This window comes from Methylocystis rosea (assembly GCF_003855495.1).
Taxonomy (GTDB): Bacteria; Pseudomonadota; Alphaproteobacteria; order Rhizobiales; family Beijerinckiaceae; genus Methylocystis; species Methylocystis rosea_A.
In genome coordinates this window covers 3,086,303-3,099,168 of record NZ_CP034086.1, presented here as the reverse complement: position 1 = coordinate 3,099,168, position 12,866 = coordinate 3,086,303, and the positions used below count along the sequence as shown (strand labels likewise).

13 protein-coding genes are annotated in these 12,866 nt (G+C 63.3%); 11 read left to right on the top strand and 2 right to left on the bottom strand.

Annotated elements, in window-relative coordinates; genetic code table 11:
* Positions 1 to 70 precede the first annotated feature (70 nt).
* The 8 genes from EHO51_RS15010 to EHO51_RS14975 all read left to right on the top strand — a co-directional run bounded on the left by EHO51_RS15010 (position 71) and on the right by EHO51_RS14975 (position 6,434).
* Positions 71 to 889 (top strand): alpha/beta hydrolase, encoded by an 819-nt coding sequence (locus tag EHO51_RS15010; protein ID WP_124739567.1) that lies wholly within the window; start codon positions 71 to 73, stop codon positions 887 to 889.
* Positions 890 to 1,018: 129 nt separating this feature from the next.
* Complete coding sequence (metX, locus tag EHO51_RS15005; RefSeq protein WP_432431929.1) at positions 1,019 to 2,191, top strand: homoserine O-acetyltransferase MetX; 1,173 nt, start codon at positions 1,019 to 1,021, stop codon at positions 2,189 to 2,191.
* The gene (gene metW, locus EHO51_RS15000; RefSeq protein WP_124739565.1) at positions 2,188 to 2,856 is read left to right on the top strand and encodes a methionine biosynthesis protein MetW; all 669 of its coding nucleotides are present in this window, start codon (positions 2,188 to 2,190) and stop codon (positions 2,854 to 2,856) included. Before metX ends, metW begins: the two co-directional genes overlap by 4 nt.
* A 180-nt stretch (positions 2,857 to 3,036) precedes the next feature.
* Entirely contained in the window at positions 3,037 to 3,849 is an 813-nt protein-coding gene (locus EHO51_RS14995; RefSeq protein WP_245434619.1) for a Crp/Fnr family transcriptional regulator, read from the top strand.
* Positions 3,850 to 4,225: 376 nt separating this feature from the next.
* Positions 4,226 to 4,966, top strand: coding sequence for a M15 family metallopeptidase (locus tag EHO51_RS14990; protein WP_245434618.1), 741 nt, complete (start codon positions 4,226 to 4,228; stop codon positions 4,964 to 4,966).
* Positions 4,967 to 5,015: 49 nt separating this feature from the next.
* Positions 5,016 to 5,309, top strand: a complete 294-nt coding sequence (locus EHO51_RS14985) for a YARHG domain-containing protein (protein WP_124739562.1) — start codon at positions 5,016 to 5,018, stop codon at positions 5,307 to 5,309.
* 209 nt (positions 5,310 to 5,518) lie between these two features.
* Positions 5,519 to 5,995, top strand: coding sequence for a hypothetical protein (locus EHO51_RS14980; protein WP_124739561.1), 477 nt, complete (start codon positions 5,519 to 5,521; stop codon positions 5,993 to 5,995).
* 76 nt (positions 5,996 to 6,071) lie between these two features.
* Positions 6,072 to 6,434 (top strand): DUF1636 family protein, encoded by a 363-nt coding sequence (locus EHO51_RS14975; protein WP_124739560.1) that lies wholly within the window; start codon positions 6,072 to 6,074, stop codon positions 6,432 to 6,434.
* 2 nt (positions 6,435 to 6,436) lie between these two features.
* On the opposite strand, the gene ppa is transcribed toward EHO51_RS14975, so the two are convergent.
* Positions 6,437 to 6,970 carry an inorganic diphosphatase gene (ppa, locus tag EHO51_RS14970; RefSeq protein ID WP_124739559.1) on the bottom strand — a complete coding sequence of 178 codons (534 nt, stop codon included), beginning with the start codon at positions 6,968 to 6,970 and terminating at the stop codon, positions 6,437 to 6,439.
* A gap of 153 nt (positions 6,971 to 7,123) precedes the next feature.
* Positions 7,124 to 7,645: a GNAT family N-acetyltransferase gene (locus EHO51_RS14965; RefSeq protein WP_026222669.1), complete on the bottom strand. Its 522-nt coding sequence runs from the start codon at positions 7,643 to 7,645 to the stop codon at positions 7,124 to 7,126.
* A gap of 445 nt (positions 7,646 to 8,090) precedes the next feature.
* On the opposite strand from EHO51_RS14965, the gene EHO51_RS14960 reads away from it, so the two are divergent.
* From EHO51_RS14960 to EHO51_RS14950, 3 genes are all read left to right on the top strand, one after another.
* Positions 8,091 to 9,668, top strand: a complete 1,578-nt coding sequence (locus EHO51_RS14960) for a 2-isopropylmalate synthase (protein WP_124739558.1) — start codon at positions 8,091 to 8,093, stop codon at positions 9,666 to 9,668.
* A 466-nt stretch (positions 9,669 to 10,134) separates the two neighbouring features.
* Positions 10,135 to 11,967: a trypsin-like peptidase domain-containing protein gene (locus EHO51_RS14955; RefSeq protein WP_124739557.1), complete on the top strand. Its 1,833-nt coding sequence runs from the start codon at positions 10,135 to 10,137 to the stop codon at positions 11,965 to 11,967.
* A gap of 18 nt (positions 11,968 to 11,985) precedes the next feature.
* Positions 11,986 to 12,864, top strand: a complete 879-nt coding sequence (locus EHO51_RS14950) for a PP2C family protein-serine/threonine phosphatase (protein ID WP_124739556.1) — start codon at positions 11,986 to 11,988, stop codon at positions 12,862 to 12,864.
* The last annotated feature ends 2 nt before the right edge of the window (positions 12,865 to 12,866 follow it).

The following is a 12,866-nucleotide window of genomic DNA, read 5'->3' as shown; positions in this document are numbered from 1 at the left end:
ATCCTTTACCAACTATGAGCAAACCGCCTATTTTCAATCGCGACGCCTCTTAGATCATAAGTGAATCTGCTTGTCCGACACGCTCGACTTCCTCGACATTCCCAATCCGGCGGGGGGCGTCTGGCGCATCGCGCGACGATGGCGCGCCGCGACGGCCGAGGCCGGACACGCGCCGGGCCTCGTCTGGCTCGGAGGCTTCGCCTCCGATATGGACGGAACCAAGGCGGGCGCCCTCGACGCATGGGCGCAGGCGAGGGGGCGCGCCTTTCTGCGCTTCGACTATTCGGGCCATGGCCGCTCGGCGGGTCGTTTCGAGGAGGGCTGCATCGGCGATTGGCTGGAGCAGAGCCTCGCCGTTTTCGAGCGCTCGACGCAAGGGCCGCAGATCGTCATCGGCAGTTCGATGGGCGGCTGGATCGCGCTGCTTCTGGCGCGCCGGCTCGCCAAAAAAGGCGAGAGCGCAAGGCTCGCCGGGCTAATCCTGCTCGCGCCGGCGGTGGACTTCACCGAGGCGCTGATGTGGGAAGGCTTCGACGAGGCGACGCGGCGCGAACTCATGGAAAAGGGCGTGCTGCCCGCCAAGGAGCCGGATCACGGGCCGGTCACAAGGCGGCTGATCGAAGAGGCGCGCAATCATCTGCTGCTCGGCGGCCTCATGCGCGCTTATGCGCGCGTGCATATTCTGCAGGGCATGCGCGATGACGCCGTGCCCTGGCGGCATGCGCTGACGATCGTCGAGCATCTGAACGCCGATCCAGTCACGCTGACCTTCATCGCCGACGGCGATCATCGGCTGTCCCGCCCCGAAGACCTCGCGCAGCTCGCCGCCGCAGTGGAGACGATGAGCGCCCCGCCGCCGGGCGAGCCGCCGCGCACGCTTTTCGATTGAGGGGGCGGCTACCCGGCCCGCTCCTGACAAGCGCGCCGCCGCGCGGCGCTTGACACCTCCGCCGGCCCCATCGATGTTGCCGAACGAATTGTTCGGCATATCGAACGCTAGGATGATCGCTTGTCCGTATTGTCAGAAGCGCGGCCGGCCTACGGCGAGGGCTTCGCGCCGAAAACCGTCGTTTTTTCCCCGGACCGTCCGCTTTTGACCGACGGCGGCGGCCGCATCGCGCCGCTCGCGATTGCGTACGAGACCCGTGGAACGCTCAACGCCGCGCGCAGCAACGCCATTCTGCTGTGCCATGCGCTCACCGGCGACCAATATGCCGCGGGCGTAAATCCCGTCACCGGCAAGCCCGGCTGGTGGGAGGCGATGGTCGGCCCCGGCAAGCCTTTCGACACGGATCGCTATTTCCTGATCTGCTCGAATGTCGTCGGCGGCTGTATGGGCACGACCGGCCCGGCGTCGATCAATCCAACGACCGGCAAGCCCTATGGCGTCGACTTCCCCGTCGTCACCATCCGCGACATGGTGCGCGCGCAGGCGATGCTTATCGATCATCTTGGCATCGAGACGCTGTTTTGCGTCGCCGGCGGCTCGATGGGCGGCATGCAGGTGCTGCAATGGGCGGCGAGCTATCCGGAGCGGGTCTTTTCGGCCATGCCGATCGCCACCGCCGCCAAACATTCGGCCCAAAACATCGCCTTTCACGAAGTCGGCCGACAGGCGGTGATGGCCGATCCGGACTGGCGCTCGGGGCGCTATCAGGAGCAGGGCGTGCGGCCGGAGAAGGGACTCGCGGTGGCGCGCATGTCGGCGCACATCACCTATCTCTCGGAAGCGGCGCTGCAGCGTAAGTTCGGCCGCAAGCTGCAGGACCGCAGCGCGCCGACCTTCTCCTTCGACGCGGATTTTCAGGTCGAGAACTATCTGCGCTACCAGGGCCTCGCCTTCGTCGAGCGGTTCGACGCCAATTCCTATCTCTTCGTCACCCGCGCCTGCGACTACTTTGATCTTGCCGCCGACTATGGCGGTTCGCTGGCCATGGCCTTCAAGGACACGAAGACGCGCTTTTGCGTCGTCTCCTTCACGTCGGACTGGCTCTATCCCACCTCGGACTCGCGCGCCATCGTTCACGCGCTCAACGCCGGCGGCGCGTCGGTGTCTTTCGTCGAAATCGAATCCGACAAGGGGCACGACGCTTTTTTGCTGCACGAGCCGATGTTCATCGCGACGACGCGCGGCTTTCTCGATTCAGCCGCAAACGCGCGCGGGCTCGCGCCTGACGGAACCTCGAAATGAACTACACGCCTGCGGCCGACGCGCCTGAGCGGCCCGCGCAGCCGCTCGAGCAATCGCGTCTCGATCTCGCTGTCATCGCCGAGATGGTCGCGCCCGGCGCGCGCGTTCTCGACGTCGGCTGCGGCGACGGCGCGTTGCTGCAGCTCCTGGCGCAAAAGAAGGGCGTCGACGGCCGCGGCGTCGAACTCTCGCAGCGCGGCGTCAACGAATGCGTGGCGAAAGGACTCTCCGTCATTCAAGGCGACGCCGACACCGACCTCTCCGATTATCCGGACGACGGATTCGACTATGTGATTCTTTCCCAGACGCTGCAGGCGACAAGGCGCCCGCGCGCGGCGCTCGCCAATATGCTGCGCATCGGTCGGCGCGCCATCATCTCATTTCCCAATTTCGGCTATTGGCGCGTGCGCGCGCAGCTCGCCTTTAGCGGCCGCATGCCGGTCACCGGCCGACTCGACTATCACTGGCATGACACGCCCAACATTCATCTTTGCACCATCCGTGACTTCGTCGAGATTGTCGACGAACTCGGCGCGCACATCGAGCGCGGCGTCGCCTTTGACCGCGCCGGCGCCCCGATCCGCTTCAGCGCGCCTTGGTGGGTTTGGAATCTCTTCGGCGAACAGGCTGTGTTTCTGCTGGAGCGTGGCGACCAACGACGCTGACCCGTGCGACGGTTTGTCCCGCGTGCGTCGCCTTTCGCGGGTTGACGGTTCGCGTTAGCCTTCCCTTTGGCGGCATTAAGAGAATTATGCGCGGGAGGGAGCGGCGGCGCCTCCGCTTCATGCGTCGTCATCCCTTGGATGACGCGCGTAATTCCGCGCGCTTCGGTAGGAGGCGCGAGCTTGACAGTCGACACCGGCACCGCCGTGCGGAGCTATGACAGCGTTTCGCAAAAGAGCCGCGCCGGTCCGTGCGCGCCGCAGCCTGCGGGCCCGGGGGAGTTGCGCAGAGCGCCGCTCTTCGCCAGGGTCGACGAAGCGACATTGTCGCGTCTGTCGGCGGACGCCAGGATCGAGTCCCTCCAGGACGGCGATGTGCTTTTCCATCAAGGCGCTGTCGTCACGGACCTCGCATTCGTCTTGAGCGGCTATGTGAAGCTGCTGCGCATTTCGTCTTCGGGACGCCAAACGCTCATTGGCATTTGCTCGGACGGCGAGATCATCGGCGAGGCCCCGACCAGCGCCGATGAGAGTCACACGCTCTCCGCCAAGGCGGTAGGCGCGACCCGCGTGCTCAAGCTGCCGGCGGCGCTGTTCGCTCGGCTCGTCAAGGAGTCGCCGTCGCTCTGCGCCGCGGTGATGCAAAACTCCAAGGAGAGCATCGCGCGTCTCCTCGGCGAGATCGAGTCGCTCAAGAGCCAGAACGCAGATCAGCGCCTTGCCAGTTTCCTACTCGGCCTCTGCCCGCCGGGCGAAGACCGGTGCCGCTTCCGCCTGCCCTATGACAAGCGCCTGATCGCCGCGCGTCTCGGCGTAAAGCAGGAGACGCTGTCGCGCGCCTTCGCCAAACTGCGCGCCCATGGCGTCCGCACGGAGACGCGCAACGTGCATGTCGAAAGCGTGTTGCATCTCGCGGATCAGTGCGACCGGCTCGGTCGGCCGCCGCGTCTCGCTTTCGGACGACGCAAGATCGAGAAGCGGCACGACGCCGCTTAGAGCGCGGCTCGCGAAAAAAGTGAAGTCCGGTTTTTCGCGCGAGGCGCGCTATAAGCCGTGAAGGGAGTTCCCCGGCTTTGCCGGAGGCCATAAAAGTGTACACATAGCGGAAATGCTTTGGCCCCTCGCCGTCGGGCGCGAAGAAAGCGTCGGAAAGTATGGCGTTCGATTAAAATTGGCGGCGCGTATGGCTTCTCAGGGCGGCAAGAATGAAAAGATCGCGCCGATTCTGGATGACGCTGCATTTCGGAATCGCCAAAATGCAAATGACGTGATCGCTTCCAAAAGCTTAGAGCGCGCTCAACGCGAAAAACCGGATTCCACTTTTTTCGCGAGCCGCGCTCTAAAGATCGGCTTGCTCCTCGCGGGCGTCGAGATGCTTTTCTTTTCCGTCGCCGCTCGCGGGCAGGCGATTTCGCCCGACGCGTTGACGCACGCCTATCCAGATCAAATCGCCGGTCGCGACGACGCCGGGATCATATTCCGCGATGGAACAAGACAAAATCTCTCTGACGGCAGGACCGACAAGAGCTTCGACGAGAAGCTGAAAAACGCCTCGCTCTTAGATCAGTTGAGCCTTCCCTATCCTAAGGGCGCGCTGACGAAGCCTCCCGGACCGCAGGACGATCCGGGGCGCTTCCGCAACGCCACCTTCTTCGACAAAATGTATGGGGATTGCGACAAGGGCGAAACGCAGAAGCATTTGACCGATATTCCCTGGTTCACTGGCAAGGTGCGAGTCACCAAGATCAATGGCGTCGCCGAAAGGTTGCGCGCGGTCGCCACGGAAATCGATCGTCTGCCACAGGACATTAAGCGTCATGCTTATCCGAGCGCAGGCGCCTTCAATTGCCGCGTTGTGAAGGACACCGGCAAACGCAGCATGCACGCCTATGGCGCGGCGATTGATCTCAACACCGGCTTCTCTGATTATTGGCTCTGGGGCAAAGGCGGTTACCGCAATCGGATTCCTTACGCGATCGTGGAGATTTTCGAACGCCACGGGTTCATCTGGGGCGGCAAATGGGGGCATTTCGACACGATGCATTTCGAATACCGGCCGGAATTTTTCGACACGCCGCCAGGCAGCGAAGAGAAAAAACAACACGGCGATTGAAAAGAACTGCGCGGATCGTACGTAACATCAATTAAAGGAGGGAATTCCTATGAAATCACAGAAGATTTTCGCGGCGTTTAGTCTTATCGCCGCGATAGGCGCGGGATCGATGGGGGTCGTCGCGCCGACCCCGGCGGCGGCGCAGGATCCGGCTTACATGTCTTGCGGGGATCTGTGGTACGCACGCAACCGGATATACGCGCGTAACGGCCATTGCTTCAATACCGACCGGGGACGGGCCGCCTTCGGAGCGGGCTGTTTTCCACCTTACGGGCGGCTGAGCGGTTGGGAGAAAAGCCGCGTCAATCAGCTTCAAATGTGGGAGCGCCGTAAGGGCTGCTGAGCCCCATGTGCCGGCCAAAATTTCGTAGCTCAACAAGAGCCGCCACATATCGCGCGTAGACGGTCCGCCTGCGCCTCTAATTTTCAGACGCGCATTCACGGTCGCGGAAATGGCGGCTATGTTCGTCGCCGTCGACTGAACGCGCCTGCGTCGCAAATTCGGCGTCGGCTCTTGGTCAATTGCGCAGATGCATTTGTCGGGGAATCGCCATGATCGCCAATAAATCAATTGGGCTGCTTTTCTTATCCGTCCTCGCGCCGGCCGCGGCTCAAGCGGGGGCGAGCAATGGCTCGAACGCCCTGGCGCTTTCGGCGATCGTCGGCGAATTGGCGCCTCAGACGAGCGCGCCCAATAAAAAGCTTCTTGCGGCGTTCTTCAGCGGTAAGGCGGACGCGCCGCACGCCAAGGATCTGCGCATTGCGGTCAAGGCGGATGCGATCGACTGCCGCGCCGGCAACGTCGACATCACGTCACGCGCCTGCGAGCTGACCTTCGGCGGCAAGAAGATCGAACTGCGCGGCCGCAAGGCGCACGAACTCTATGCGACCTTGATCGAGAATGGCGTCGCCCTGGACGGCGCCGCCGGCGCCTCGCATGCGTCGCTCTCCGGGCTCGACTGCATCGTCGACGCCGACGAGGTGGCGGAAAAGGCCGGCGGCGGCGCGCGCTGCGCCTTCAATCCCTAAAAGCTACGCCCCGGCACGACTTGTCTTTGGCGCGACTTTGGCCGAGAAGGCGCGTCCATAGACAGGAGTTCCAAAAATGGCTGCGCCGGGCGTCACGGTCTTTGTTTGCGTCTCATGCCGCGACGGCGGCGACGCCGACATGCGTCCCGGCGCGCTTTTGCTGGAGGCGCTGCGCACGCGGCTGAACGAGCGCAATCTCGATATCGCCGTCGAACCGGTGGAGTGCCTCGCAGTGTGCAAGCGCCCGGCGACGGTCGCCTTCGCCGGCGGCGGCAAATGGACGTATGTGATCGGCGATCTCGACGGCGGCGTCCATCTCGACGAGCTGATTGATTCGGCGCAAAGCTTCGCTGCGACGGACAATGGCATCGTCGCCTGGAAGGACAGGCCGGCGTGTTTCAAGAAGGGCGTGGTGTCGCGCACGCCGCCGCTTCGCTAGGGTTACTTCGCCGCTCGCGCGCGTTCGATCGCCTCGCTGATCAGCGCGCGCGCCTCGGCGGCGTCGCCCCAGCCCGCGATCTTGGCCCATTTGCCCGGCTCGAGATCCTTATAATGCACGAAGAAATGCTCGATCCGGCGCCAGGTCATCTCCTGCAGGTCGGTGTAATTCTCGACGTCGACATAGCGTTGCGTGAGCCGCGCGGACGGCACGGCGACGATCTTTTCGTCGCCGCCAGCCTCATCCGTCATGCGCAGCACGCCGATCGGCCTGACCGCGATAACCGCGCCCGGCGCCACGGGACGGGTGTTGGCGACGAGCACGTCGCAGGGATCGCCATCATCGGAAAGCGTATGCGGAATGAAGCCGTAATTGCCGGGATAGCGCATCGCCGTATAGAGGAAGCGATCGACGAAGAGCGTGCCGGAAGCCTTGTCGAGCTCATATTTGATCGGCTCGCCGCCAAGCGGCACCTCGACGATGACATTGACTTCGTGCGGCGGGTTCGCGCCGATGGGAATGGCGTCGAGACGCATTCAAGTGCTCCGATTGAGATCGAGGGCGCGGCCTGAACGGCCGGCGCAGTATTGGATTGTCGAGTGAGGTTCGCGCAACAGCCCTGGCGAGGATCGCGGCGCTGCGCGGTCAGTATCCTCACATTGCTTCGCGTTTATGTCGCCAAATTTGCTTTACCGCACCGGCGCGGAAACGAAGCCGAAGGCGACGCGCGTCAGCATGTCCGCGCCGAAGCGCTCCTCGGCGCGGCGAACCGTCTGGCCGCCGAGACTGCGATAGAAGGCGAGCGCCTTCTCATTGTCGGCGAGCGCCCAGACGATGGTGGAGAGATAGCCGTGCTCGGCGAGTTCGCGCCGGGTGGCGTTGAACAGCCGGCGACCCAAGCCAAGCCCTTGCTGCTCAGGCGCCAAATAGATCTCAAAGATCTCACCCGAATACGGCATCGACGGAACGCGGTTTCGCCCATAGGTCGAGTAGCCGACGATAGCATCATCGAAGTCGAGCACGAGAAGACCGGTGCCGCGCACGATGGCCGAATGCCACCAGTTGGGACCGCGGCGAGCGATCATCCGCTCAAGCTCGGCGCCGGGTATGACGCCGCGATAGGCGTAGCGCCACGAGGCGTCGTGAACGCGCGTGATCTGCTCTGCGTCTCCGGGACGTGCATGACGGATGGAGAATGCGGTTTTGACCATGCCTTTGATGTTAGGTCCCATCGGTTCGTTTCGGCAAGAGCCATAAGCGTTTCAGCCGCAAAAATTCTCCTCGCCGGGACGCTTAGGCGTTTGGCGTCATTGCCTGTTTCACTTTATGACGCTCGCAAGTGGCGCGAGATACCGGGCGGCGACGCGGCGCTTGCGGCGCGGGGCCTTCTTGCGCTATTCTTCCTACGATTGCGGCTAACGCCGCCGGAACGGGACGAGATCGTTGCCCCACGCAACCGCCATTGCGAATGACCCTGTGACGCCCGCGCGCGCACACGGATTCGCGCGGCCGCGTTCCCTGCCGCTTTTCGGCCTGCTGCTTCTTAGTCGCCCCTGAGCGCCCGACGGGCTCGCGCCCAGGCCTTCAGGGGACATGTCATGCAGTCAGACGACAAGAGCCCCTCAGCGGGCGCGGCACAGCAGGATTTCAAAACCGATGAGCAACACGTCACAGCCCGGCGCCGTCGTAGATAATGACGCGCGCGTCCTGATTTTCGACACCACCCTGCGCGACGGCGAGCAATCGCCCGGCGCCTCGATGACCCTGGAAGAGAAGCTCGAGGTCGCGGATCTCCTCGACCAATTGGGCGTCGATATTATCGAAGCTGGCTTCCCGATCGCCAGTCCCGGCGATTTCGAGAGCGTCAGCGAAGTGGCGCGGCGCGTCAAGAACGCCTCCGTCGCCGGATTGGCGCGCGCGTCCGAGAAGGACATCGACCGTTGCGCCGAAGCGCTGCGCGAGGCGAAGCGCCCGCGCATCCACACCTTCATCTCCACCTCGCCGGTGCATATGAAATACAAGCTCCAGCTGGAGCCCGAGCGCGTCTTGGAGATGGTCTCCGCGTCGGTGACGCGCGCGCGCAATCACGTCGCCGACGTCGAATGGTCGGCGGAGGACGGCACCCGCACTGAGCTCGATTTTCTGTGCCGCTGCGTGGAGGCGGCGATCAAGGCCGGCGCAACCACGATCAATATTCCAGATACGGTTGGCTACATCACGCCCACGGAATATGAGCAGCTGTTCCGCACGGTGCGCGAGCGGGTGCCCAATTCCGACAAGGCGATCTTCTCGGTGCATTGTCACGACGATCTGGGGCTGGCGGTCGCTAATTCGCTCGCCGGCGTGCGCGGCGGCGCGCGGCAAGTGGAATGCACGATCAACGGCATCGGCGAGCGCGCCGGCAATGCGGCGCTCGAAGAAATCGTGATGTCGATGAAGACGCGCGCCGACGCGCTGCCGTTCTTCACCGATATCGACGCCAAGCTCTTAACGCGCGCCTCGAAGCTGGTCTCGGCGGTCACGTCCTTTCCGGTGCAATACAACAAGGCGATCGTCGGGCGGAACGCTTTCGCGCATGAAAGCGGCATCCATCAGGACGGCATGCTCAAGAATGCGCACACCTATGAGATCATGACGCCGGAAAGCGTCGGGGTCTCCAAGACCTCGCTGGTCATGGGCAAGCATTCGGGCCGGCATGCGTTTCGCGAGAAGCTGAAGGAGCTCGGCTATGACCTCGGCGAGAACGCGCTGCTGGACGCGTTCAATCGCTTCAAGGATTTGGCCGACCGCAAGAAATTCGTTTACGACGAAGATCTGGTCGCGCTGGTCGACGACGAGATCGTCAACGCTCATGATCATATCAAGGTCGAGGCCTTGATGGTGATGGCCGGCACGCATGGCCCGCAATCGGCGGCGCTCACTCTCGACGTCGACGGACAGAAGCTGACGCATCAGGCGACCGGCAACGGCCCCGTCGACGCGATCTTCAACGCCATCAAGGCGCTCGCGCCGCACGACGCCACTCTGGAGCTGTTCCAGGTTCACGCCGTCACCGAAGGCACTGACGCGCAGGCGGAAGTCTCCGTGCGCTTGAGCGAGAACGGCAAGTCGGTCACGGGCCGCGGCGCCGATCCCGACACGCTCGTCGCTTCGGCGCGCGCCTATGTCTCGGCGCTCAACCGGCTGATGGCGAAACGCGCGCGCGGCAAGCCCGAAGCCATGCAGGCGATCTAGGCCGCGCGGCGACGCCTGACGCATACGGCGGCCGCGAGCGGATTTGACGATCCCGCTCGCGGCGCCAATCGGCCGTCCTTAAAATTCGACGCGCAGCCAACCCGTGACGTTTTGTGACGCATAACGCCGGCACGACGGTGAAGCTGTTGACGAGAGGGCCGCGCGCCTCCGTCGCCGCAAATATATTCAATCAGTGAAAGAACGCGATCGTGCAACGGACAGTGTCCGTGCGGGTCGACACGCGTGCGACTACCATCAAGATATCTTTGAAGAAATAGCACAGCGCTCGCCCATCGTCTGAGCCGCTTGATCGCCGCCGCAAAGGAAACGCGCGCGCGCGCCTGCCGTAGCCATGGCCAAGCGGCCTTGCCTCCCGAGGAAAGTCGGGTCTATCCTCGAAATTGGGGCAATTCGCGTTTTTTTCAAACGGGCGAAGACGAGCGCGCTTTTGGCGCAGGGGGCAGTAATGACGACTCCAATCGAGCGTATCATCATACGACATCTGTCGGGCTCCAAAGCCAATCAGATCGAACAGCTGCCCGTCGGCGACTCGCGCGAATTCACTATCGGCCGCGATCCCACGTCGAAGATCGCTTTCGATCCTGTCGGCGACAGCGTCGTCAGCCGCAAACATGCGCTCATCCGCATCATGGGCGAAGGCGACAATATCTCCTTCAAGCTCTCGGACGCCGGCAGCAGCAATGGCACCTTTCTCAATGGCGAGCGGGTGAACGGCGAGGTCGAACTTCTTCCCGAAGACACGATCGAACTTGGCGCCAAAGGTCCGAAGTTCACCTTCGACGTGCAGCCGCGGCCCGCAAGTTTCGCCGCCAGAACGAAAGTGATCGGCGTCTCAGACACCGCTGCGACCCGCGTCATCAAGACCGCAGAAGCCGCCGCCTCGACGGCTGTGAACGCCGCCGCGACCGGCGCCAGCACGGCGGCAGGAGCGAACGCCGACGGCGGAGCGCCGAAGAAGGTCGGAATCGGCCACGAAACTGTGCAGCGGCTCATCGGAGAAGAACGCGGCAAGGCCAATCGAAACATGACCGGCGCGATCGCCGCGGTGGTCGCCTTCTTCGTACTCGGCGGCGCGGCGCTCTACTGGGCTCAGCATCGCGAACTCGAGCGAAGAGACGCGGAAGACAAGCTCGCTCAAACCGAGACGGATGAAAGGCTGTCGCGTATCCCCGGCGACGTCAACCTCAAGATCGGCATGAAGCCGCGCGAGATTTATGACAAGTACGCGAAAGCGACTGTCCAAGTCGGCATGATGTGGCGGCTGTATGATAAGCAGACCGGAAGGCCCATCCAGCACAAGACGATCGACTATAAAGGCCGGCGCTATCCCGCCTATGTGCAGCTGCCGAACAATCTCGGCGTCGTGCGCTGGCTGACCCTTGAAGACGATCACATCACCAATCTCATGGTCGGCGGCGGCGGCACCGGCAGCGGCTTCGTCATCAGCGAGCAGGGCTACATTCTCACCAACAAGCATGTCGCCGCCGGCTGGCAGGTCGCCTATGGCGCCGAAGGCGGCAGGGACGGCATCCTCTACGATTACGTCGTCGTCTCATCGGGAAAGAAGCGCAAAGCCAAAATCAAGGAGCCGAAGCTCATCGATCTCTATGATTCGGCCTATGCCGACGTGTTTCATTGGATTCCTGAATCCGGCGGCTACATTTTCAAGACCGACGATCCAACGACGGCGCTCACGGGCAACACCCCGGATCCAAATTCCAACAACAAGGCGTCTTTCGTCGGCCGCAACGAAGTTCTCGAGGTCAAGTTTCACGGCAGCCGTTTGGGCGTGAACGCCAGTCTCGTGAGGACGTCGGCTGACGCCGACGCGGCGCTCGTCAAGATCGATTCGCCCCAGACCTTGACCAGGGTGGAGATGGCGCCCAACGCTCCCGTCGAGATCGGCGAGAACATCACCGTGCTCGGCTATCCCGCCGTCTCGGTCGAGAATTTCGTGCTGCGGCAAACCGAAGAGCGCGGCCGCATTCGCAGCCAGCTCGAAAAGATCACCGAGGCGACCGTCACCGAAGGCATCGTGTCGAAGACCGCGAGCGGCGTGAAGTCGACGGAGGGCGGCACCTTCGCCAGCGACATGGGCGACGTTTACCAGCTCAGCGTCGTCGCCACCGGATCAGGCAACAGCGGCGGGCCGGTGTTCAACTCCTCCGGCAAGGTCATTGGTCTGTTCACCTACAGTCGCAATGTTGGCGACACAAAAGCGACCATGGCGGTTCCGATCAAATATGGCGCCGAACTCACCCAGGCGCAGCGCGAATAGCAAAGGGTCCGTCCTCCCATGACGGCGAACCGGCCAGAAGACCCGTTGCGCATCGCAGGCGCCATCCGCACGGATGTCGGATGCGTCAGGCAGCTCAACGAAGACTCCGTCGCCTTCATCGCAAGCGCCGGCCCTTCGGAGGCGCGCGACTTCGGCGCGCTGGCGCTTGTCGCCGACGGCATGGGCGGCCACGCCGCCGGCGAAGTTGCGAGCGCGCTCGCGCTCGAAGTCGTGCGGCGCGTCTATTATTCGCTCGACAAGAGCCCTTCCGAGGCGCTGCGGGCCGCTTTTGACGCCGCCAATCGGGCGATCTTCGACTACGCCGCCAAACATCCTGATTGCGCCGGCATGGGGACGACCTGCACGGCGCTCGGCGTCAGGGACGGTCTTCTGTGGCTGGCGCATGTCGGCGACAGCCGCGCCTATATGATGCGCGACGGCCAGCTTGTCCAACTTTCCGACGATCAGACGCTGCACGCGCAATTGGTGCGCGACGGCGTCATGGCGCCGGAGGACGCAGGCAAAGGCTCCGGAAGCAATGTCATTCTGCAGGCGCTCGGCACGCGTCTCGACGTCGAGCCGACAATCTGGACGGAAGGCCTGCCGCTGCGACAGGGCGACATCGTGATCTTGTGCTCCGACGGCTTAACCAATCTCGTCTCCGACGCAAGGATCGCCGAAGTGGTCTCAAAAAACCCGCCGCCGGAGGCCTGCCGGCTATTGATCGAAGCCGCGCGCCGCGGCGGCGGACACGACAATATTTCGGTGGGCGTCTTCGTGGCGGAGACCGACGCCGCCGGTCGGATGGTCGATCAAGCGGCGACGAAACGGATTAACATCGCCGACCCGTCGACGGGCGCCCTGACGGCGAAGATCGACGCCGTCGCGGAGGGTTGAGC